The organism is Bacillus sp. 16GRE42, from assembly GCF_019837435.1.
Taxonomy (GTDB): Bacteria; Bacillota; Bacilli; order Bacillales; family Bacillaceae_G; genus Bacillus_A; species Bacillus_A wiedmannii.
Map to the genome: position 1 here is coordinate 1,146,265 of NZ_JADAXF010000001.1, position 21,851 is coordinate 1,168,115.

22 protein-coding genes are annotated in these 21,851 nt (G+C 39.0%); 6 read left to right on the top strand and 16 right to left on the bottom strand.

All coding sequences use genetic code 11. From position 1 onward, the window contains the following. Positions 1 to 66 precede the first annotated feature (66 nt). The 4 genes from phnE (ILS93_RS05855) to ILS93_RS05870 form a co-directional block, all read right to left on the bottom strand. Positions 67 to 870 (bottom strand): phosphonate ABC transporter, permease protein PhnE, encoded by an 804-nt coding sequence (phnE, locus tag ILS93_RS05855; RefSeq protein ID WP_064477026.1) that lies wholly within the window; start codon positions 868 to 870, stop codon positions 67 to 69. Next, positions 870 to 1,664, bottom strand: coding sequence for a phosphonate ABC transporter, permease protein PhnE (gene phnE, locus ILS93_RS05860; RefSeq protein ID WP_222660159.1), 795 nt, complete (start codon positions 1,662 to 1,664; stop codon positions 870 to 872). The genes phnE (ILS93_RS05855) and phnE (ILS93_RS05860) overlap by 1 nt, the downstream gene beginning before the upstream one ends. Continuing rightward, complete coding sequence (phnC, locus tag ILS93_RS05865; protein WP_088047009.1) at positions 1,661 to 2,434, bottom strand: phosphonate ABC transporter ATP-binding protein; 774 nt, start codon at positions 2,432 to 2,434, stop codon at positions 1,661 to 1,663. Before phnC ends, phnE (ILS93_RS05860) begins: the two co-directional genes overlap by 4 nt. A gap of 84 nt (positions 2,435 to 2,518) precedes the next feature. Then, positions 2,519 to 3,457 (bottom strand): phosphate/phosphite/phosphonate ABC transporter substrate-binding protein, encoded by a 939-nt coding sequence (locus ILS93_RS05870; RefSeq protein ID WP_064477029.1) that lies wholly within the window; start codon positions 3,455 to 3,457, stop codon positions 2,519 to 2,521. Positions 3,458 to 3,641: 184 nt separating this feature from the next. Here ILS93_RS05870 and ILS93_RS05875 point away from each other — a divergent pair, with 184 nt between their 5' ends. Next, positions 3,642 to 5,225 (top strand): bifunctional metallophosphatase/5'-nucleotidase, encoded by a 1,584-nt coding sequence (locus tag ILS93_RS05875; RefSeq protein WP_088047008.1) that lies wholly within the window; start codon positions 3,642 to 3,644, stop codon positions 5,223 to 5,225. Between the two features lie 39 nt (positions 5,226 to 5,264). Here ILS93_RS05875 and ILS93_RS05880 read toward each other — a convergent pair whose 3' ends face one another. Further along, positions 5,265 to 5,504 carry a DUF896 domain-containing protein gene (locus tag ILS93_RS05880; RefSeq protein WP_001190582.1) on the bottom strand — a complete coding sequence of 80 codons (240 nt, stop codon included), beginning with the start codon at positions 5,502 to 5,504 and terminating at the stop codon, positions 5,265 to 5,267. 45 nt (positions 5,505 to 5,549) lie between these two features. Then, on the bottom strand, positions 5,550 to 6,206 hold the full coding sequence (locus tag ILS93_RS05885; protein ID WP_046956545.1) for a YneB family resolvase-like protein: 657 nt from the start codon (positions 6,204 to 6,206) through the stop codon (positions 5,550 to 5,552). A gap of 141 nt (positions 6,207 to 6,347) precedes the next feature. Between ILS93_RS05885 and lexA the strand changes: the two genes are divergently transcribed. Beyond that, the gene (gene lexA / locus ILS93_RS05890; RefSeq protein ID WP_000413737.1) at positions 6,348 to 6,968 is read left to right on the top strand and encodes a transcriptional repressor LexA; all 621 of its coding nucleotides are present in this window, start codon (positions 6,348 to 6,350) and stop codon (positions 6,966 to 6,968) included. An 87-nt stretch (positions 6,969 to 7,055) separates the two neighbouring features. Here lexA and ILS93_RS05895 read toward each other — a convergent pair whose 3' ends face one another. From ILS93_RS05895 to hflX, 7 genes are all read right to left on the bottom strand, one after another. Next, positions 7,056 to 7,805 carry a DUF4097 family beta strand repeat-containing protein gene (locus ILS93_RS05895; protein ID WP_222660162.1) on the bottom strand — a complete coding sequence of 250 codons (750 nt, stop codon included), beginning with the start codon at positions 7,803 to 7,805 and terminating at the stop codon, positions 7,056 to 7,058. Further along, positions 7,806 to 8,348, bottom strand: a complete 543-nt coding sequence (locus tag ILS93_RS05900) for a DUF1700 domain-containing protein (protein WP_064477032.1) — start codon at positions 8,346 to 8,348, stop codon at positions 7,806 to 7,808. It lies immediately after the preceding gene. Beyond that, the gene (locus tag ILS93_RS05905) at positions 8,341 to 8,664 is read right to left on the bottom strand and encodes a PadR family transcriptional regulator (RefSeq protein WP_064477033.1); all 324 of its coding nucleotides are present in this window, start codon (positions 8,662 to 8,664) and stop codon (positions 8,341 to 8,343) included. The genes ILS93_RS05900 and ILS93_RS05905 overlap by 8 nt, the downstream gene beginning before the upstream one ends. 304 nt (positions 8,665 to 8,968) lie before the next feature. Then, positions 8,969 to 10,303, bottom strand: a complete 1,335-nt coding sequence (glnA, locus tag ILS93_RS05910) for a type I glutamate--ammonia ligase (protein ID WP_000135336.1) — start codon at positions 10,301 to 10,303, stop codon at positions 8,969 to 8,971. 48 nt (positions 10,304 to 10,351) lie between these two features. Then, positions 10,352 to 10,741 (bottom strand): transcriptional repressor GlnR, encoded by a 390-nt coding sequence (glnR, locus tag ILS93_RS05915; protein WP_000656785.1) that lies wholly within the window; start codon positions 10,739 to 10,741, stop codon positions 10,352 to 10,354. A gap of 174 nt (positions 10,742 to 10,915) precedes the next feature. Then, a complete protein-coding gene (locus tag ILS93_RS05920; protein WP_064477040.1) occupies positions 10,916 to 12,187 on the bottom strand; it encodes a methionine gamma-lyase family protein in 1,272 nt (423 codons plus the stop codon). Next, positions 12,180 to 13,454 carry a GTPase HflX gene (hflX, locus tag ILS93_RS05925; protein WP_064477041.1) on the bottom strand — a complete coding sequence of 425 codons (1,275 nt, stop codon included), beginning with the start codon at positions 13,452 to 13,454 and terminating at the stop codon, positions 12,180 to 12,182. Before hflX ends, ILS93_RS05920 begins: the two co-directional genes overlap by 8 nt. A 92-nt stretch (positions 13,455 to 13,546) precedes the next feature. Here hflX and ILS93_RS05930 point away from each other — a divergent pair, with 92 nt between their 5' ends. Both ILS93_RS05930 and ILS93_RS05935 read left to right on the top strand, forming a co-directional pair. Beyond that, positions 13,547 to 14,170 carry a trimeric intracellular cation channel family protein gene (locus tag ILS93_RS05930; RefSeq protein WP_064477042.1) on the top strand — a complete coding sequence of 208 codons (624 nt, stop codon included), beginning with the start codon at positions 13,547 to 13,549 and terminating at the stop codon, positions 14,168 to 14,170. A gap of 99 nt (positions 14,171 to 14,269) precedes the next feature. Then, positions 14,270 to 14,407, top strand: coding sequence for a hypothetical protein (locus ILS93_RS05935; protein WP_064477043.1), 138 nt, complete (start codon positions 14,270 to 14,272; stop codon positions 14,405 to 14,407). A gap of 31 nt (positions 14,408 to 14,438) precedes the next feature. Here ILS93_RS05935 and spoVK read toward each other — a convergent pair whose 3' ends face one another. Then, complete coding sequence (gene spoVK / locus ILS93_RS05940; protein ID WP_048562529.1) at positions 14,439 to 15,395, bottom strand: stage V sporulation protein K; 957 nt, start codon at positions 15,393 to 15,395, stop codon at positions 14,439 to 14,441. A gap of 113 nt (positions 15,396 to 15,508) precedes the next feature. Between spoVK and ILS93_RS05945 the strand changes: the two genes are divergently transcribed. Both ILS93_RS05945 and ILS93_RS05950 read left to right on the top strand, forming a co-directional pair. Further along, a complete protein-coding gene (locus ILS93_RS05945) occupies positions 15,509 to 16,474 on the top strand; it encodes a tyrosine-type recombinase/integrase (protein WP_064477044.1) in 966 nt (321 codons plus the stop codon). 113 nt (positions 16,475 to 16,587) lie between these two features. Further along, positions 16,588 to 20,427, top strand: a complete 3,840-nt coding sequence (locus ILS93_RS05950) for a Gly-Xaa-Xaa repeat protein (RefSeq protein WP_222660164.1) — start codon at positions 16,588 to 16,590, stop codon at positions 20,425 to 20,427. Between the two features lie 80 nt (positions 20,428 to 20,507). Here ILS93_RS05950 and hfq read toward each other — a convergent pair whose 3' ends face one another. Continuing rightward, positions 20,508 to 20,732: an RNA chaperone Hfq gene (gene hfq, locus ILS93_RS05955; RefSeq protein ID WP_000813896.1), complete on the bottom strand. Its 225-nt coding sequence runs from the start codon at positions 20,730 to 20,732 to the stop codon at positions 20,508 to 20,510. Positions 20,733 to 20,753: 21 nt separating this feature from the next. Next, the gene (miaA, locus tag ILS93_RS05960) at positions 20,754 to 21,707 is read right to left on the bottom strand and encodes a tRNA (adenosine(37)-N6)-dimethylallyltransferase MiaA (RefSeq protein WP_064475075.1); all 954 of its coding nucleotides are present in this window, start codon (positions 21,705 to 21,707) and stop codon (positions 20,754 to 20,756) included. Between the last annotated feature and the right edge of the window lie 144 nt (positions 21,708 to 21,851).

Consider the following 21,851-nt stretch of genomic DNA (forward strand, 5'->3'; position numbering starts at 1 on the left):
CCCTATTGCTCACATTTATTATTCTTATTATATAAAAAAGCACCTTTTATAGGTGCTTAAAATAAATTATACAATTTTCTTCCGTATCGAACTTGAAATAAAGTCAATGATAATTACCATTAAAATGATACCCAATAAAATAATACCCACACGAGACCAATTGCGTGAACTCAGTGCAAAAATTAACGGTGTCCCAATCCCACCTGCTCCAATAACACCTAAAATGGCAGCGGATCGTACATTAATTTCGAACCTGTATAACGTATATGATAGAAAATCCGGTAATACTTGTGGCAATACTGCATACCAAAGTATTTGAAACCGATTTGCGCCTGTAGCTATTAATGCTTCCGTCGGTCCCTTATCTATATTTTCAATTCCTTCTGAATATAATTTCCCTAACATTCCAATAGAGTGTAACCCTAAAGCTAGAACTCCGGCAAAAGAGCCTGGTCCAACAGCTTTTATAAATAAAATGGCCATAACTAATTCAGGAAATGTACGAACAAAACTAAGTACAAATTTCCCAGTTCCTGACGTTAATTTTCCACTGCTCATATTCGTTGCCGCCCAAAAAGCGAATGGAATAGATAAAAAGGCAGAAATAAATGTACCTAATATCGCAATTGCCAACGTATCAATTAAACCATGTAATAAATCTTCACCATCTGGCAAAGATACATACGACCAATCTGGACTCAATACACCTGTCATAATTGCTTTTGTAATTTCTCCTGCCGTATCCTTTATTCCCTCTAGCGGGACTCCTGAAAAAGCCCATACATAAACAAATGCAAGTGCTATAAAAACAAACCAGCGATACACACTCGGTTTCTTCGGTTTTGGTACAATTATCGTCGTTTTACTCATTATAATTTCTCCCGCAACAATGTACTTACATAATCAATTAACAATACAACAACAAGGGTATAAATAATAATAGATGCAGTTTGTTGATATTGTAAAAATCCAAGTGTACGGTCATAATATAACCCAATACCACCTGCTCCTACTAAACCTAAAACAGCTGCTGCACGTACGTTCACCTCAAATGTATAAAGAACATAGGAGACAAAATGTGCTTTCACTTGCGGAATTACCCCATACACGATCCATTGCACTTTATTTGCTCCTACTGCCGTCATCGCTTCTAATGGACCTGGATCAATTGATTCCATTGACTCATACAACAATTTTGCCACGATCCCAATTGAGAAAAAAGTAAGAGCCAAAATACCTGGAAGTGGTCCTATTCCAAAAATAGCTACGAAAATTGCCGCTAATAATAAATCTGGTATCGTTCGGATAAAGTTTAAAACCAATCGAGCTGGACCGTACAAAAATGCACTAGTAAACACATTACTTGCCGCAAATAGTGCCAGTGGAATAGCTAAAATCGCTCCTAAAGTCGTTCCAATAATCGCCATACGTATTGTATCTAACATCGCTGTTGTAATAACTTGAAAATAACTCCAATCTGGCGGCACCATCTCTTTTAATAAGTCCATCATATTAGGAAAACCAACTACTAGTTTTGAAAATGATGCGTCGACCTGTATACTACTTCCCCACAACAGTAAAATAACTAGAATAACCGTTAACATATGTTTCAACTTACTTGGCGGCTTCGGTATCGATTTTGAATATATCGTCACATCATTCATTTAACTGCCACCTTTAATAATTCACTTTTCTGCGCTACGTCTCCATAAATTTCAGCAAATTTTTCATCCGTTGCCTCGTCTACAGAACCATCAAAAACAATTTCGCCTGCATGTAATCCAATAACGCGTGTCGCATATTGCCTAGCTAAATCAATAGAATGTAAGTTTACAATTGTTGTAATCCCAAAATCTTCATTAATTTTTTTCAAATCATCTAATACTTGCTTCGTTGTTAGCGGATCTAACGACGCAACAGGTTCATCTGCCAATATGATTTTTGCTTCTTGCGCCAACGCTCTAGCAATCGATACGCGTTGCTGTTGTCCTCCTGATAATTCATCAGCTCGCGCATATGCTTTTTCTAAAATATTCACCCTTTTTAACGATTGAAAGGCAAGCTCCAAATCTTCTTTTGGAAATAGACCTAACGTTGTACGCAGTGTCGAATGATATCCAACACGCCCAGCCAATACATTCTTCAATACCGTGGATCGCTTTACAAGGTTAAAACTTTGAAAAATCATGCCAATATCCCGGCGCATGCGTCGTAATCCTTTTCCTTTCGCAGCAGTAATAGACTCACCTTCAATTATAATTTCGCCTTCTGTAATCTCATGAAGGCGATTTACCGATCTGAGAAGTGTAGATTTTCCAGCTCCGGACAGCCCTACCATTACAACAAACTCACCTTTTTGAATGTTCAAGTTTATATTATTCAATCCTTTTGTACCATTCGGATACATTTTGGAAACATTTCGAAATTCTATCACACATCTTACCTACCTTCTATGTATTCAAAACGGCAAACTAACTGGAAACATACACCTTCCAGTTAGCTGCCATTTCCATATGTATTATTGCGTTTTTACTTTCTTTCCATATTCACGAACGATATCAAATTTACTATCATCAGATTTAACATATCCTTCATGTGAATATACTTCTTTAATGATTTTGTGACCTTCCTCATTCTTTCCTATTTCAATGAAAGCATCCTGTAATTTCTTACTCCACTCTGCATCTAAATCAGAACGTACCGAAATCGTATCGTTTGGAATTTTTTCCGTAAATTTCACTATTTTCGTTTGATCGAATATATTCGGATAATCTTTTTTCACAATATTACGAGCATCTTGGAATACAACAGCTGCATCTACATCACCATTTAAAAGAGCAATAAGCGACTGATCGTGACCTTTTAGTGTAACAGGTTTCACATCCTTTAACGGATCAATTCCCTCTTTTAACAATACAGCCGCAGGCCATACATACCCTGCTGATGATGTTACATCTTGATAGCCAATTTTTTTACCTTTTAAATCTTTTACACTGTTAATATTTGAATCTTTCTTAACTACAAACTCAGATTTATAAAAGTCTACTAAATCCTTTGTAGGGGCTCCTGTTCCATCATCTACTCCAAAACGTTGTGCTTGTAAAATTACGTTTGCAGCCTTTTTCTCATGCGCTAGCACATACGCTGTTGGAGGTAAAAAACCTACATCTACTTGCTTAGACGCCATCGCTTCTACAATTGTATTGTAATTCGTTGAAATACTAACTTTTACCGGAATATTTAATTTATCACTTAGTAGCTTTTCCAATGGTTTTGCCTTTGCCTCTAATGTATCTGCATTTTGAGAAGGAACAAATTGAACATTTAAAGTCTTCGGTACATAACCTTTTTTCGTATCTTCAGTTTTACTTGCACTTGATTCTTTCGTTCCACAACCACTTAATAATCCCGCCGCTAGTACAACTGTCGTACTCATTGCAAAAACTTTTTTCAACATATTAATGCCTCCATTTTTGTTGTTATAAAATTGTCTTCCGTAAACATGAAGAAATATATCACACATTTTTACGGATAATTCATTATTTACAGAATCTTTACACATTCTATACATTCTCATTAAAATTCTCTTCATATATTTGATATGCTTAATTAGTAGATAACAATAGAAAAGGTGAATGATATTGAATCCAAATCAAATTGTAACTTTAAACATTTTTTTAACAAGTGATATACATGGCACTGTTTATCCAATTCACTACCAAGATAACTCCCAAGCTGAAATTGGTTTAGCCAAAATTTCTACTCTTATAAAAAAAGAACGTTCCCAAAACAGAAACGTTCTTTTAATTGATAACGGTGACTTCATACAAGGAACACCCTTTACTTATCATTACGCTACATATGAAGAAGATAAGAAAAATCCAATGTCTTTATTAGCGAACTATTTACGTTATGATGCTGCAGTTATTGGGAATCATGAATTTAATTATGGAATGGACATATTAAATAATGCTATTTCTACTGCAAACTTCCCGTATCTATCAGCAAATATTTTAGATAAAAACAGAAAAGAACCTTATTTCGGGAAACCATATATAATAAAACATATTGAATCAAATATAAAAATTGCTATTTTAGGGGTGACAACACATTACATTCCCAATTGGGAACAACCCCATCACATTCAAGATTTACAATTTGAAGATGCATTAGAGACAACAAAAAGATGGGTTTCTTACATTCGCGAACACGAGAAACCAGATTTATTGATCGTAGCCTACCATGGGGGATTTGAACGCGACTTACAAACTGGGGTACCGACTGAAGTTTTAACAGGTGAAAACCAAGGATATGCAATGTGCCATGAAATTGAAGGCATAGACATTTTACTAACAGGCCACCAACACCGGGAAATCGCTCACACCGTAATGAATGGTGTAACAATTTTACAGACTGGATGCAATGGACACTCCGTTGGAAAAGTAACAGTAACATTCGAAAAAACAGAAAAAAAATGGGTAAAAAAAGAGAGTTACTCACAATTATTGCCCGTACAAGGAATTGAGGCTGACCAAGATATTCTTTCCTTGGTTGCCGATTATGAAGAAAAAACACAAAATTGGCTCGATCAACCTATTGGAGTAATCTATGGGGACATGCAAATTTCAGATGCTATGCAAACTCGTTTGCAAGACCATCCTTTTATTGAATTCATAAATAAAATACAGATGGATATAGCTAATGTTTCCATTTCTTGTACAAGCTTATTCCATAATACATCTCCAGGTTTCCCGAATCGCGTAACAATGCGTGACATCGTTTCTAATTATATTTATCCAAATACATTAAAAGTAATTAGAATAACTGGAGCGGATATAAAAGATGCCCTTGAACTCTCTGCTTCTTATTTCATATTAAAAGCAGATGGAACTATCATCGTAAACCCTACCTACATAGAACCAAAGCCGCAACACTATAATTACGATATGTGGGAAGGAATTTCGTACGTATTAAACATTTCCAAACCAATTGGCGAGAGAGTAGAATCCTTACAGTATAAAGGCGCTCCACTTCATATGAATGAAGAATATGACGTCGTTATGAATAATTATCGTGCAAGCGGCGGAGGGAACTTCTTTATGTTTCAAAATAAGCCCGTAATAAAAGACATACCAACAGATATGTCTGAACTTATCGCTAACTATATATTGAAGCACAAAAAGATAGAAGCAACAGTCAATAACAACTGGAAAGTTATTAAATAGCGGATATAATAAATAAAAAAGATGGGCTTCGCCCATCTTTTAGTTTAATTTTGCATTATCTTGCTTTTTTAAAGCTTTTAATTTCGCCGGTGTAACATCAGTACCTTCTTCGTTAACAACTTTAATTCCTTTAAGTTCGTTTAACATATTTTGACGAAATCCTTTTAAATATTGTTCACGTAGCGATTGGCGCTCACGTTGTTCTTCTTCAGTTAAACCTTCAGCTTTTGCTTTTTTCGCTAAGAAGTTAATGCGTTCAATGAGTTCGTGACTTTGCATCTCGAATCCCCCTTTTACTCAAAACTGATTATTATCATACAATAGTTAGTCCTCTTTATCAAGCAATTGCTTTGTATATTCGACATATCTTCGATGTACAGTTGCTTTTGAAACATCATGACCAAAACCACGAAGTGTTGCTGCAATTTCTTCAAAAGTTAATTCATTCCGGCGTAAACGTACAATTTCCTCAATTGGCACTTCTTTTTTCTCACGTCCTATACTTAAATGACGATTTTTCAAATTATTCTCTGGACGAAATCCTTTCTCTACCGCTCTTTGCATGCCACGTTTAATTTTTAAATTGTGGATTTTTCTTTGATACTCTTCAACAATCCCAATTATATCTAGCACCATCGAATCAGAGTCAGAAAGTTCTAATTCTCCATTATGCGTATGCGTATATACTTTTATTCCCTCTTTATGTAAACAGTGCATTAATGCAATCTTTGCATTCCCTCTACCAAGGCGCGTTTCATCTTGTATGAGAAGTACATCAACTTGTTCATCGCGAATTGTATCTAGCACTTCTAATATGCCATCACGTTCAATTGTATAACCACTAGCCTGCTCCTCAATCACCTTTACAACATTCATTTGATAGCGCTCAGCTAAATGCAATAATTCATCTTTTTGACGCAATAATGATGTTTCCTGTTCTTCTTTTGTTGTGCTCACACGTGCATAAATAATTGCATTCATTTTGAACCCTTCTTTCTCACTATATTTTCCTTATAGTGTATCATAAATTCGTCTTTCGTTCGAACTTATGTTTGTAGAATGTTTTTTCGCATGTTATACTTATTAATAAGAAAAATGAAAGAAAACGAGGTGTTAGAAAACATGGAAAAGTTAACGAAACGCCAGCAAGACATTCTCGACTTTATTAAGCTAAAAGTACAAGAAAAAGGATATCCACCTTCCGTACGTGAAATCGGTCAAGCAGTCGGCCTCGCTTCTAGTTCTACAGTGCACGGACATTTATCACGACTAGAAGAAAAAGGATATATTCGACGTGATCCAACAAAACCACGAGCAATTGAAATTTTAGGTGACAACCGAATGGATACAGAAACACAATCTGTTATTCAAGTTCCAATTGTCGGAAAAGTTACTGCTGGATTACCGATTACAGCAGTTGAAAGTGTAGAAGATCACTTCCCACTTCCAGCTAGCATTGTTGCTGGAGCAGACCAAGTATTTATGTTACGCATTTCCGGAGATAGTATGATTGAAGCTGGTATTTTCGATGGGGATTTAGTTGTTGTTCGCCAACAACAGTCTGCATACAACGGTGAAATTGTAGTCGCTTTAACAGAAGATAACGAAGCAACTGTTAAACGTTTCTATAAAGAAAAAGACCATTTCCGTCTACAACCAGAAAACTCTTCATTAGAACCTATCATTTTAAAACAAGTGTCAGTTATCGGAAAAGTAATTGGCGTATATCGTGATCTACATTAAGAATAAAAAAAGAAGATAATTACCTTATTTATATACGGTAATTATCTTCTTTTTTATATTTTGATAGATTTTCATACATTTTATTTCTTATGAACGAGTTTCAATCGTCACATCGCCAGCAGCTGTTTTACCGCTAATCTTTTTACTACCATTGCCAATTGTTATATTTTTATTTTCTTCATTAAAAATCATCACTTCGCCAGCAGTGCTTTGCCCAGTTATAACTGCATCTTGTGGTTTTTCTAATAAAGTAATATCTACATCCCCAGCAGTTGAACTTGCCTCTACATCATACTTCGGATCATGATCCACAACATATACATCCCCGCTAGCCGTTTTCGCTGTCACTTTCCCTATTACCTTTTTTAAATTCACCTCTCCAGCGAGCGTCCCAGCACTTACACGATCACTTTTCACATCACTCATTTCGATTTGTCCTGCAGATGAATTTACTTTTATATCTTGGTAAAGACGTTCAGGCACAAGTATAGTCAATGTAGACGTTTGAATTTTGAAATTGTAAAAGGAAAAATCAAATGAAGCACCTTTTTCTCTTTCCCCAATAATTTTTAATGTGTCACCATCTTCGGTAATAAGAACCTCTTGTTTACGTACATCTCCTGATTGCTTTACATAAAAAGAAGAGTCGGGAGATTTTTGGACAACAATATCCCCAGCATCTAACTTAACTTCTATATTTATTAGTGTTTCGTTTTTAATTACGTCTTCTTTATTTCCTTCTTCTGCAGTTTGCACTGCTTTTTCATATGTTTGTGAAATCCCTATTACTCCAATAATGATACAAGCGATAGCTACTAACAATATTTTCTTCATCATCTACTCCCCTTTTATCATTTTGAAGTTCCATATTACATAACGTACGCATAACTTTTTAAACCACTTCGTACTATAATAAGCGATAAGACATAACAACAAACCTACTCCAACAAACGTTATACTAACGAATACATCCAGCCATATAAAGGTACCCATAAATACTTTTGCAATAACGAAAAATGGTGTCACTACACTCGCAATCCCACCGACCCAAAAAGAAAATATAAAAGCGATAATTGCAACTAACGGGCCTAACACAATAATAAAATTAAACAAACTAAGTCCAATCACTGCCATAACAGCCCTTGTTATATTGGTAGTTGATGGGTCCTTTTTCATTTCGTCAAAGCGATACAAAGCCAGTAAGTCTTTCGCAATTACTTTCGGAGAACCAAGGCCCTTTATTATTTCCGATTCAGTTTTTCCTTCTTCTACCCCAAACTGAAAATGCTCTTCATAATCAAATAAAATATCTTTCCTCTCTTCTTCCGGTAACTTTCTAAGATGACTTGATAATTCTTTAAGAAACTGCTCTTTACTCATCCCATTCCACCCCTTCAATAATTTCTTGTACGCCTTTTGCAAAATCACGCCACTCTGTTACTAACAAATTCAGTTGCGTTTCCCCTTGCTCCGTTAGTTGATAATATTTACGAGGCGGTCCTTCCGTAGATTCTTTTAAATACGTTTGAAAATATCCTTCTTTCGTTAAACGACGTAATAAAGGATACACTGACCCTTCCGATATTAAAAATTTATTTGAGATTTGCTGAACAAGTTCATAGCCGTAACAATCTTTACGTTTCACAAGTACTAAAACACACAGTTCTAATACGCCTTTTTTAAACTGAACGTTCAAGGTCAATCCCCCTTTCTCATTTCAGTACTATTCAATACACGGTACCTGTTATACCCATAATATACCACTTAGTATTATTCATTGCAAGGTACTATATTTTTCAATACTTAATTTTCGAATTAAATACATCCACACCATATTTCAACTTCCACATTTTCATTCATAGCTAGCACGCATTTTAAATAATCCACATGACTTTTTTCGGGCATTTTGCGGGCACACATCCAATTCATTTCACAAGCCTTTATATTTGCTCACAAATAAAAAAAGCCCTGATACCGTAGTATCAAGGCTTTTTTCTCTCTTAGTATAGAGACATATATTGATCGCGTTCCCATTGGTGAACTTGTGTGCGGAAGATGTCCCACTCAATCTCTTTCGCTTCGATGAAGTGCTCAAGTAAATGGTCACCTAGTGCACCACATACTACTTCATTCGATTGCAATGTAATTAATGCTTGCGCTAATGTTGCTGGTAAGTCAACGATGCCTGCTTCTTCGCGCTCTTCTTTTGTCATTACATAGATGTTACGGTCTACTGCAGCTGGTGGAGTTAATTTGTTTTTAATTCCATCAAGACCTGCTGCTAATAATGTAGCCATTACTAAATATGGGTTTGCAGCTGGGTCAACACTACGTACTTCTACGCGTGTGCTAATTCCACGAGATGCAGGGATACGTACTAACGGGCTACGATTTTGTGCAGACCATGCTACGTAACAAGGAGCTTCGTATCCAGGTACTAAACGCTTGTAAGAGTTTACAGTTGGGTTTGCTACCGCTGTAAATGCTGGTGCGTGTTTTAAAATACCTGCGATGAAGTGACGAGCATCATCACTTAATTGTAAGTCACCGTTTTGATCGAAGAATACGTTCTCACCATTTTTGAATAGTGATAAGTTACAGTGCATACCTGAACCGTTCACACCATATAATGGTTTTGGCATAAATGTTGCGTGTAAACCGTGTTTACGAGCAATTGTTTTTACAACAAGTTTGAATGTTTGAATGTCATCACATGAACGAATTGCATTTGCATATTTAAAGTCAATTTCGTGTTGTCCTGGAGCAACCTCATGGTGAGACGCTTCAATTTCAAAGCCCATTTCTTCAAGTTCAAGAACGATATCACGACGACAGTTTTCCCCTAGATCCATCGGCGCAAGGTCGAAGTATCCACCGTTATCGTTTAATTCTAATGTTGGATTTCCTTTTTCATCTACTTTAAATAGGAAGAATTCTGGCTCTGGTCCAAGATTGAAATCTGAGAATCCTAATGCTTCCATTTCTTTTAATACACGCTTTAAGTTGTTACGTGGATCGCCATCAAATGGAGTGCCATCTGCATTGTAAATATCACAGATTAATCGAGCTACTTTGCCTTTTTCAGCTGTCCAAGGGAAAATTACCCAAGTATCTAAATCCGGGAATAAGTACATATCAGATTCTTCAATACGTACGAAACCTTCAATAGAAGATCCATCAAACATCATTTTGTTATCAAGAGCTTTTGTTAATTGGCTCACTGGAATTTCTACGTTTTTAATTACTCCTAAAAGGTCCGTAAATTGTAAGCGGATATACTTTACATTCTCTTCTTTCGCCAAACGGAAAATATCTTCTCTTGTGTACCTAGCCATTATAAATTCCTCCTTAGTCCCTCTAAACACCTTCAGAATCAGTTATCTTTAGTGAAAAAACCTTGAAATGTCACCTTGTCGCAATGAAGTCCGATTAAACCTACCTGTATGTTGTAGTTCATCTCGAAGTATTTTGCGAAGCTCAGTTTTTGAAATTTCTTTCGTTTCTTCTTTTACTTTCACTGTTTCTGTTTGATTTACTTTCATTAGTAACACTTGTTTAATACCAGCCATATTCAAGCCTTGATCTAATAAATCTTTAATCTCTAACAACTTATCTACATCGTTAAATGAAAATAATCTACGATTCCCCTTTGTACGGGTTGGAGAAACAAGATTATGCTCTTCATAGTAGCGAATTTGACGTGCAGATAATTGTGTTAAATCCATAACAATACCAATAGGAAACAGCGGGGCAGAACGTCTATCTTCTTTCATTGTTTCAGTTCCTCCTTCGCCTTAACTGCTTCTCATTTTACACCATGTTATGTTTAGTGTCAATAGATGTTAGCTTTTCTTACATGATTTTTTATAAATTTTTTCATTCTTTTTTCTAATGAAATAAATTATTACTTTCACACGAAAAAAGCTGTCGAAATCGACAGCTTCTCCTTAAGAAATTGTTAATAATTCTTTTTCAATTAACGCATCAATTGCAGAACAAATCGCAATCTTTACATGTGAATAAGTTAACCCACCTTGCACGTAAGCAACATAAGGCGGACGAATTGGACCATCAGCTGACAATTCAATACTTGCACCTTGAATAAACGTTCCCGCAGCCATAATTACATCATCTTCATAACCGGGCATATAGTTGGCATATGGAGTGAAGTGAGAATTAATCGGAGATGCATATTGAATTGCTTGGCAGAATGCAATCATACGATCTTTATCATCAAATTGAACAGACTGAATTAAATCTGTTCTTGGTGCATTCCATGCTGGTGATGTATTCATTCCTAACTTCTCTAAAAATGCAGCTGTAAAAATCGCACCTTTTAGCGCTTGTCCCGCTACATGCGGCGCTAAGAAGAAACCTTGATACATTTCTTGTAGACTGTATAAAGATGCCCCTGCTTCCGCACCGATTCCTGGAGATGTTAAACGATATGCACATGCTTCAACATACTGTTCTTTACCAACAATGTAACCACCAGTTTTAACAATTCCACCACCAGGGTTTTTAATAAGCGAACCTGCCATTAAATCTGCACCAACATGACATGGCTCTTGCTCTTCAATAAACTCACCATAACAGTTATCTACAAACACAACAACATCAGGTTTAATTTCTTTAACGAATGCTATCATCTCTTTAATTTGAGAAATAGTAAATGATGGACGAGTAGCATAACCTTTTGAGCGCTGAATCCCAATCATCTTCGTATTACTATGAATTGCAGTCGCAACAGCTCCAAAATCAACAAGCCCCTCTTCAGTAAGCGGAACTGCATTATAACCAATATTATATTCTTTAAATGAACCTACACCTTTTCCGCGTACACCAACGATTTCTTCTAACGTATCGTACGGTTTGCCAGTGATGTACAATAGCTCATCTCCCGGACGTAAAATACCGAATAACGCTGTAGAAATAGCATGAGTACCTGAAATAATTTGCGGACGAACAAGACCAGCTTCCGCTCCAAATACATCCGCATACACTTTTTCTAACGTATCACGGCCAATATCATCATAACCGTAACCTGTCGTCGGAATAAAATGCGAATCACTAATTTTATGTTTACGAAAACTTTCTAATACACGAAACTGATTACTTTCAATTACTTCATCCGCGCGTTTATGTACTTCTGTAACCTGGCTCTCTACTTCTTTTACGATTGGAGCAATTTTTTCTCCATTTTTCAAACGATCAAACATTTTTATTTTCTCCTTCTTCCACTAAAAATCTCTTTAATTGCACATTAAGCGATGAATGAGCAAAAATATACCCTACGCAATCATATACAAATTTATCTTCCAGAAACTCCATCTTTGTTAATAGCGTTTCTGTCTTTAATAGCGTTAACAACTTACCTTCACTCGGTGGAATTTCCACTTGATAACGATTCATTTCTTCCTTCATTTTCGTTTCTATCGCTTCTTTTATATGCAATAAATCACTTTGTTCAAAGGCACTAGTCATTAAGAAGTCACTTTTCGGAAACGGAATAAAGTTTTGATGTAATTCATCTTTTTTATTATATAACGTAATAATAGGAATATGATTAATTTCAAGTTCTGACAATAATCGTTTTACTGTTTTCTCATGCCCTACATAATTAGGATCTGCTGAATCAACTACATGTAAAATAACATCCGCTTCACCAGCTTCTTCTAATGTCGAACGAAAAGCAGCAATTAATGACGTAGGTAAATCTTGTATAAAACCCACCGTATCAGTTAGTAATACTGTATAACCTGAAGGTAACGGCATCTTCCTTGTCGTCGGGTCTAGCGTTGCAAACAACAAGTTTTCTTCAAACGTATCTGCTTCCGTCAATCTATTAAACAGTGTAGATTTTCCCGCATTCGTATACCCTATTAATGAAACTTGAAATACTTTATTATTTTTTCTTCTCTCACGATATCTTTTTCGATGCTCCACAACAACCGCAAGTTGTTTCTTTATTTCATCAACGCGTGATCGAATATGGCGACGATCCGTCTCAAGTTTCGTCTCACCCGGCCCTCTCGTTCCAATACCACCACCAAGACGTGATAACGACAATCCTTGCCCCATAAGACGCGGCATTGTATATTGCAACTGAGCTAATTCTACTTGAAGCTTACCTTCCCTCGACTTCGCACGTTGCGCAAAAATATCTAATATTAGTTGCGTTCGATCAATTACCCTCGCATCTAATACTGAGGATAAATTCCGAATTTGACTCGGCGTTAATTCGTTATTAAATACGATAACATCCGGTTCTAATTCTTCCGTTAACATTGTAAGCTCTTCTAATTTACCTTTACCTATATAAGTCGCCGGATGAAACTTCGGTCGTTTTTGCGTTGTAGACACTAATAATTCTGCTCGTGCAGTCTTCGCTAGCGATGCAAGCTCTTTCATGGAATGCATAAACTTTTCATCATCATCTTGTGGCAATTGACAGCCTACTAATATGACTTTTTCTTTTTCTTCCATCAAATATGTTCACTCATCCTTTTCGAAATTTAAACCTTCTAATATAATAGCAGAGGAAGCACATTTCATCTAGTTAGCGGGGGAGAAAATTCATGGCATGGGAGATTTTTAGCATCATAGGCACAATCGCTTTCGCACTAAGCGGAGCCATTGTTGCAATGGAAGAAGATTATGATATTTTCGGAGTTTATATTTTAGGAATGGCAACCGCATTTGGGGGAGGTGCCCTTCGTAATTTATTAATCGGTTATCCGATTGTCGCGCTTTGGCAACAAGACATGTTATTCCAAATCGCACTACTATCAATGACGATTATTTTTCTTTTTCCTAATAAATTAATTAGACACTGGAAAAAGTGGGAAAATATCACTGATGCTATCGGCTTATCAGCATTCGCCGTACAAGGAGCATTATATGCTCAAAAATTAAATTTACCAATTAGCGCTACAATCGTAGCAGCTGTTTTAACTGGTATTGGCGGTGGTATCATCCGCGATCTTTTAGCCCGCAGAAAACCTCTCGTCCTTCGAGCTGAAGTATATGCCTTTTGGACGATTCTAGCAGGTTTCTTAATCGGTGCTCAAATTATTGTTAGCGATTGGGCTCTATATACCTTATTCATTTTAATTGTTTGCTTCCGCATGGTTTCTATTCATTACAAATGGCATTTACCGCATAGACGCATCGATACAAAGGAACGTTCAATGCATAAATAGTAATCTAACCTCTTTACATATCGTAAAGAGGTTTTTCTTTTCTAATGAGTTTTTCTTTACAAAATGTTTATACTAATCCTCAAAGCGAGGTGAATACAAATGACAAACCATGTTAATAAAAGTGCTCAAAAAAGCTCAGTAGGTCAAATTGGACACGATCCTAATTCTGCACACGAAAAAAGCGCTAAAATGGAACACTTCCATAAACCTTATCAAGAAAAAGCAAAAAAAGAGTAAAAGCACTTATACAAAAAAACAGACGCACAGTTTACGTACTGTGCGTCTCCTCTTCAAGCATCAAATCACAACTTGATATCCCAATTAAATCATATTTATCATACGTATCCTCTTGCAACAACCGCATAGCCTGTGTACGAATCGATTTTTCAACAATATTACGTACATATCGTCCATTACTAAATGATGTAATTTGCGACGAGTACTTTACAGCATGTAAATGATCTCTAAATTTCCATTCAGCCTCTTTCGATAACTGGTATTCACGTTCTTCATACATCCTCTTCCCTATTTCTAACAGCTGATTTACTGAGTAATCCGCAAATTCAATTATAAACGGAAAACGTGATTGCAGACCTGGATTTAATGAAAGAAAGTGATTCATTTCTCTTGAATATCCGGCTAAAATCAATACAAAACCGTGTTGTTTATCTTCCATATGCTTTACGAGCGTATCAATTGCTTCTTTCCCAAAATCTTTTTCTCCCCCTCGGGCTAATGAATACGCCTCATCAATAAACAAAATACCTCCCATTGCTTTTTTTATTAAATCTCTTGTTTTTTGAGCTGTATGACCGATGTACTCTCCTACAAGATCCGCACGTTCAGCTTCAACTAAGTGCCCTTTTGACAGAATATTCATCTCAAACAACAATTTCCCTATCATTCTAGCAACAGTTGTCTTCCCTGTACCTGGATTCCCTTTAAACAACATATGAAGTACTTGCTTCTCAGACTTCAACCCTATTTCTTGTCTTTTTTTATTTACATAAATCCAAGCATATATTTCTTTTATTATCTTTTTTATATCATCCATCCCAATAAGCTTTCCCATTTCTTCTTCAATTCTTTGCAACATCTCATGTTTCGTAGTAGTTTCACTTGAAATCACTGTTTTATTTTCTGCGGCTGGTAAAGAAATTTTCTTTCGATGATTTAAAACAATGTTAATTTGATTATTATTTTTCTTTCGCATCGATTGTTCCATACAATCACCTCATTTTATCCACTCACCAAATATTATTATTCCTGTCTCCCTTGCAAATGACTATTTTCAGAAAAGTTTGCTATAATATAAGAAATAATGAAGGTGGTGGGACTATGGAAACATCGGAATTCCATGATACAATACAAGCCTTTTCTATTTTTTTATTGAATAAAGGCCGAAAAGCTTCAACCATTAAACGTTATGTTTATGACATTGAAGATTTCGGACATTGGTTAGAAAAAAACAATAAGCTCCCTTCCAGTAATATATGGGCTACACTTTGTACAAAAGACTACGAAGATTACTTTTCCGACCTAAAAAAGAATCGACATTACTCAGAGAAAACGATGCACCGTGTATTTATTGTATTAAATAGAATGCATCATTTTCTAAACATCCCTAACCCATTAAAGAACATGGAAATTTCTATTCAACCAGACCGCACACTTCGTAACGAAGATTTCATTTCATCTGATGAAGAAAAAAGATTAAAACATATAATCACTTCATTAGAAGGACTTTCAGAAAAACAACGTCCTGTGCGCCCTTTATTAATGGATCGTAATGTTGCTATTTTAAACTTATTAATCGACTATGGATTATCCTTACAGGAACTTACAGCGTTAACTATGCATCACGTTCACTTTGAAACTAACACATTCTCTATCCCAGCAACCGCAGGGGTAGAAAGAACAATTACATTAACTAACGAAGACAAAAAACAACTATATACTTATTACAAAAGCATCCCTGAACCCGTTCGTCCAAAATACCATAGTCATGACCCATTATTTATCGCATTTGATTTTAATCGCGGAACATACAGATGGGTATACGAAAATGATGCACCGAAGGGATTAACAGAAATCGCTATCCAAAAAATGATTCGCCTTGAAGTATCTAGAGCTAATTTACGCAAAGGAATCTCAGGACAACACTTTCGTAACACCTATATTTTAAACTTAATAAAAAAAGAAACTCCGGAGTCAGAAATTATAAAACTAGCTGGATTCAAATCAAAAGTTTCACTAAAACGATATTATCAATACGCAGAAAATAGAAAAAACGCCTTATCATGAGGCGTTTTTTCTATTTTTTCTTTAAACAAACGATTTTACTATGACCATTTAACTAATTTTTGCATCTACTATGATGAGTTTCATTCACATTCTCATTAGAAAGGAGAGATTTAATGTCTCGTTATGACGACAGTCAAAACAAATTCTCCAAACCATGCTTTCCAAGTAGCGCTGGACGAATCCCAAATACCCCATCCATCCCAATTACTAAAGCACAACTTAGAACATTTCGCGCAATCATTATCGATTTAACAAAAATAATCCCAAAACTTTTTGCAAATCCATCTCCCCAAAATATTGAAGATCTAATTGATACATTGGACCTACTAAGTAAATTTATTTGTTCACTAGAAGCTACTTCCTCCCTGAAAGCGCAAGGATTAGCAATTATTAAAAACTTAATAACTATATTAAAAAATCCAACTTTCGTAGCAAGTGCTGTATTTGTTGAACTCCAAATTTTAATTAATTATTTACTTTACATCACAAAGTTATTCCGAATCGATCATTGTACACTCCAAGAACTCCTTAAATTAATTGCAGAGTTACAAACTACTCTAGTTAATTCAGCTTCGTTCGGCAGAGGTCCTACCGGGCCTACTGGGCCTCGAGGTAACACAGGCGCTACTGGTGCTACTGGACCTCAAGGGAACACGGGCGCTACCGGACCTCAAGGGAACACAGGCGCTACTGGTGCTACTGGACCTCAAGGGAACACGGGCGCTACCGGACCTCAAGGGAACACAGGCGCTACTGGTGCTACTGGACCTCAAGGGAACACGGGCGCTACCGGACCTCAGGGCGTTCAAGGGAACACAGGCGCTACTGGTGCTACTGGACCTCAAGGGAACACGGGCGCTACCGGACCTCAAGGGAACACGGGCGCTACCGGACCTCAAGGGAACACGGGCGCTACCGGACCTCAAGGGAACACGGGCGCTACCGGACCTCAGGGCGTTCAAGGGAACACAGGCGCTACTGGTGCTACTGGTGCTACTGGACCTCAAGGCGTTCAAGGGAACACGGGTGCTACCGGTGCTACTGGACCTCAAGGTGTTCAAGGGAACACGGGTGCTACCGGTGCTACTGGACCTCAAGGTGTTCAAGGGAACACAGGCGCTACTGGTGCTACTGGACCTCAAGGGAACACGGGCGCTACCGGACCTCAGGGCGTTCAAGGGAACACAGGCGCCACTGGTGCCACTGGACCTCAAGGTGCTCAAGGGAACACAGGCGCTACTGGACCTCAGGGCGTTCAAGGGAACACAGGCGCTACTGGTGCCACTGGACCTCAGGGCGTTCAAGGGAACACAGGCGCTACTGGTGCCACTGGACCTCAAGGTGTTCAAGGGAACACAGGCGCTACTGGTGCCACTGGACCTCAGGGCGTTCAAGGGAACACGGGTGCTACCGGTGCTACTGGACCTCAAGGTGTTCAAGGGAACACGGGTGCTACCGGTGCTACTGGACCTCAAGGGAACACGGGCGCTACCGGACCTCAGGGCGTTCAAGGGAACACAGGCGCTACTGGTGCCACTGGACCTCAAGGTGCTCAAGGGAACACAGGCGCTACTGGACCTCAGGGCGTTCAAGGGAACACAGGCGCTACTGGTGCCACTGGACCTCAAGGTGTTCAAGGGAACACAGGCGCTACTGGTGCCACTGGACCTCAAGGTGCTCAAGGGAACACAGGCGCTACTGGACCTCAGGGTGTTCAAGGGAACACGGGTGCTACTGGTGCTACTGGACCTCAGGGTGCTCAAGGGAACACAGGCGCTACTGGACCTCAGGGTGTTCAAGGGAACACGGGTGCTACTGGTGCTACTGGTGCTACTGGACCTCAGGGTGTTCAAGGGAACACGGGTGCTACCGGACCTCAGGGCGTTCAAGGGAACACGGGCGCTACCGGCGCTACTGGACCTCAGGGTGTTCAAGGGAACACGGGTGCTACTGGTGCTACTGGACCTCAGGGTGTTCAAGGGAACACGGGTGCTACCGGACCCCAAGGTGTTCAAGGGAACACGGGTGCTACCGGTGCTACTGGACCTCAGGGTGCTCAAGGGAACACAGGCGCTACTGGTGCCACTGGACCTCAAGGTGTTCAAGGGAACACAGGCGCTACCGGACCTCAAGGTGTTCAAGGGAACACAGGCGCTACCGGACCTCAAGGTGTTCAAGGGAACACAGGCGCTACTGGTGCCACTGGACCTCAAGGTGTTCAAGGGAACACAGGCGCTACTGGTGCCACTGGACCTCAGGGTGTTCAAGGGAACACGGGTGCTACTGGTGCTACCGGACCTCAAGGTGCTCAAGGGAACACGGGTGCTACCGGTGCTACTGGACCTCAGGGTGCTCAAGGGAACACAGGCGCTACTGGTGCCACTGGACCTCAAGGTGTTCAAGGGAACACAGGCGCTACCGGACCTCAGGGCGTTCAAGGGAACACAGGCGCTACTGGTGCCACTGGACCTCAAGGTGCTCAGGGGAACACAGGTGCTACCGGACCTCAAGGTGTTCAAGGGAACACGGGTGCTACTGGGCCTCAGGGTATTCAAGGACCTCAAGGGAACACGGGCGCTACTGGCATAGGAGTTACCGGACCTACCGGACCTTCTGGCGGGCCTCCTGGACCTACTGGACCTCAGGGGCCTCAAGGTAATACTGGTGCTACTGGGCCTCAAGGTGTTCAAGGGAACACAGGCGCTACCGGACCTCAAGGTGCTCAAGGGAACACGGGTGCTACCGGACCTCAGGGCGTTCAAGGGAACACGGGTGCTACTGGGCCTCAGGGTATTCAAGGACCTCAAGGTAATACTGGTGCTACTGGACCTCAGGGCGTTCAAGGGAACACAGGCGCTACTGGTGCTACTGGACCTCAAGGCGTTCAAGGGAACACGGGTGCTACTGGGCCTCAGGGTATTCAAGGACCTCAAGGGAACACGGGTGCTACTGGGCCTCAGGGTATTCAAGGACCTCAAGGGAACACGGGCGCTACTGGTGCTACTGGACCTCAAGGCGTTCAAGGGAACACGGGTGCTACTGGGCCTCAGGGTATTCAAGGCGTTCAAGGGAACACGGGTGCTACTGGGCCTCAGGGTATTCAAGGACCTCAAGGGAACACGGGTGCTACTGGGCCTCAGGGTATTCAAGGACCTCAAGGGAACACGGGTGCTACTGGGCCTCAGGGTATTCAAGGACCTCAAGGGAACACGGGCGCTACTGGCATAGGAGTTACCGGACCTACCGGACCTTCTGGCGGGCCTACTGGACCTCAGGGGCCTCAAGGTAATACTGGTGCTACTGGGCCTCAAGGTGTTCAAGGGAACACAGGCGCTACTGGACCTCAAGGTGTTCAAGGGAACACGGGTGCCACTGGACCTCAAGGTGTTCAAGGGAACACGGGTGCTACTGGACCTCAAGGTGTTCAAGGGAACACGGGTGCTACTGGACCTCAAGGTGTTCAAGGGAACACGGGTGCTACTGGACCTCAAGGTGTTCAAGGGCCAACAGGCGCTACCGGTGCCACTGGTATAGGAGTTACTGGCCCTACTGGACCTAGCTTCCCTGTAGCAACAATTGTTGTTACAAACAACATTCAACAAACAGTACTACAATTTAATAACTTTATTTTCAGTACTGCAATTAACGTAAACAATATTATCTTTAATGGCACAGATACAGTTACGGTTATCAACGGCGGTATTTATGTGATTAGCGTATCTATTTCTACAACTGCGCCAGGATGCGCTCCTCTTGGAGTAGGCATTTCAATTAATGGAGCAGTCGCAACTGATAACTTTTCTTCAAATTTAATAGGCGACTCACTTTCATTCACTACAATCGAAACGTTAAGAGCTGGCGCAAACATTTCTGTCCAATCTACTCTTAACGAGATTACGATCCCTGCAACAGGAAACACTAACATTCGCCTTACTGTATTTAGAATTGCTTAAATTTCACTATGTATTGTTTATAGCAAATAAAAAAAGAGCGAGAAACTCGCTCTTTTTTTGTTATGTACAATAATTCATTACTACTCTAATTCAATTGAAACATTTTTTTGTGGTACAAATGTAGAAATTGCATGTTTATAAATAAGCTGTTGCTTACCCTCTGTTTCCAGTAGGACTGTAAAATTATCAAATCCTTTAATTAATCCACGAAGCTGGAAACCATTTAATAAGTACAGCGTAACAAACGTATTTTCTTTACGGAGTTGATTTAAAAACTGATCTTGAATATTGATTGATTGCTTCATGTCGAATCCTCCTCTTTTTCTCTACTTACTATTATTCGACTTTAGTTGTAATTTTCCTTCTATGTATCGTAAAATTTCTGACGTTTTTTCACCGCCTGTAACATCAAACCACGTGACATCCATCTTATTACGGAACCACGTTAATTGACGCTTTGCATAACGACGTGAATTAGTCTTTAATTGTGATACCGCTTCTTCTAAAGAGACACGATCCTCAAAATAATCATATATCTCTTTATACCCAATCGCTTGAATAGATTGACAATCTCGTATCCCTCTATTATACAATCCTTCTACTTCTTCTAATAACCCTTGGTCCATCATTATATCAACTCGTAAGTTAATGCGATCGTATAGCATTTCTCGATCCATTGTCAAGCCAATCAAGGAAACATCGTATAATAACTCGTTTTCTTGTTTTTCAAGTTGATCACTCATTTTTTCACCCGTCGTGTGGAAAATTTCTAACGCTCTAATGACACGACGTACATTATTTGCATGAATACGCTCAGCACTTTCTGGGTCTACTTCTTGTAATTTCTTATGTACATATTCCACACCACGTTCTAATGCTAACTTTTCCATTTGTTCTCGGTATATAGTATCGCCAGCATCATCCGTAAACTGATAATCGAATAAAACAGATTGTATATACAGACCAGTTCCACCAACGATAATTGGCAATTTACCACGCTCTGTAATCTCTCGAATATGCTTACGAACACGTTCTTGAAATTCGGCAACAGAAAATGATTCTTCCGGATTTTTTATATCGACCATATAATGCGGCATTCCATCCATCTCTTCTTCTGTCACCTTTGCAGTTCCAATATCCATCGTACGATAAATCTGCATGGAATCTCCACTTATAATTTCACCATTCAACGCTTTGGCAAGATCAATACTTAACTTCGTCTTTCCAACAGCAGTTGGTCCAATGATGACAGCAACTTTTTCACGTTGCACTTCTCCCATATCATTCAACTCTCTTTATGTAATGTACTCCATCTATTGATTATATCCAATCTTACCAATTTTAACGGCATGATTGCAAGTTCTTTCATTTCGGTACATGAAATTATAAATAAAAAAGAACATAGTTTGTCCAATTCCGCATAT

Excerpts from the sequence above, each read along its gene's own strand:
- phnE (WP_064477026.1), bottom strand. The coding sequence starts at position 870 with ATGAGTAAAACGACGATAATTGTACCAAAACCGAAGAAACCGAGTGTG.
- phnE (WP_222660159.1), bottom strand. The coding sequence starts at position 1,664 with ATGAATGATGTGACGATATATTCAAAATCGATACCGAAGCCGCCAAGT.
- ILS93_RS05870 (WP_064477029.1), bottom strand. The coding sequence starts at position 3,457 with ATGTTGAAAAAAGTTTTTGCAATGAGTACGACAGTTGTACTAGCGGCG.
- ILS93_RS05880 (WP_001190582.1), bottom strand. The coding sequence starts at position 5,504 with ATGCAAAGTCACGAACTCATTGAACGCATTAACTTCTTAGCGAAAAAA.
- ILS93_RS05885 (WP_046956545.1), bottom strand. The coding sequence starts at position 6,206 with ATGAATGCAATTATTTATGCACGTGTGAGCACAACAAAAGAAGAACAG.
- lexA (WP_000413737.1), top strand. The coding sequence starts at position 6,348 with ATGGAAAAGTTAACGAAACGCCAGCAAGACATTCTCGACTTTATTAAG.
- ILS93_RS05895 (WP_222660162.1), bottom strand. The coding sequence starts at position 7,805 with ATGATGAAGAAAATATTGTTAGTAGCTATCGCTTGTATCATTATTGGA.
- ILS93_RS05900 (WP_064477032.1), bottom strand. The coding sequence starts at position 8,348 with ATGAGTAAAGAGCAGTTTCTTAAAGAATTATCAAGTCATCTTAGAAAG.
- glnA (WP_000135336.1), bottom strand. The coding sequence starts at position 10,303 with ATGGCTAGGTACACAAGAGAAGATATTTTCCGTTTGGCGAAAGAAGAG.
- glnR (WP_000656785.1), bottom strand. The coding sequence starts at position 10,741 with ATGAAAGAAGATAGACGTTCTGCCCCGCTGTTTCCTATTGGTATTGTT.
- ILS93_RS05920 (WP_064477040.1), bottom strand. The coding sequence starts at position 12,187 with ATGTTTGATCGTTTGAAAAATGGAGAAAAAATTGCTCCAATCGTAAAA.
- hflX (WP_064477041.1), bottom strand. The coding sequence starts at position 13,454 with ATGGAAGAAAAAGAAAAAGTCATATTAGTAGGCTGTCAATTGCCACAA.
- ILS93_RS05930 (WP_064477042.1), top strand. The coding sequence starts at position 13,547 with ATGGCATGGGAGATTTTTAGCATCATAGGCACAATCGCTTTCGCACTA.
- ILS93_RS05935 (WP_064477043.1), top strand. The coding sequence starts at position 14,270 with ATGACAAACCATGTTAATAAAAGTGCTCAAAAAAGCTCAGTAGGTCAA.
- spoVK (WP_048562529.1), bottom strand. The coding sequence starts at position 15,395 with ATGGAACAATCGATGCGAAAGAAAAATAATAATCAAATTAACATTGTT.
- ILS93_RS05945 (WP_064477044.1), top strand. The coding sequence starts at position 15,509 with ATGGAAACATCGGAATTCCATGATACAATACAAGCCTTTTCTATTTTT.
- ILS93_RS05950 (WP_222660164.1), top strand. The coding sequence starts at position 16,588 with ATGTCTCGTTATGACGACAGTCAAAACAAATTCTCCAAACCATGCTTT.
- hfq (WP_000813896.1), bottom strand. The coding sequence starts at position 20,732 with ATGAAGCAATCAATCAATATTCAAGATCAGTTTTTAAATCAACTCCGT.
- miaA (WP_064475075.1), bottom strand. The coding sequence starts at position 21,707 with ATGGGAGAAGTGCAACGTGAAAAAGTTGCTGTCATCATTGGACCAACT.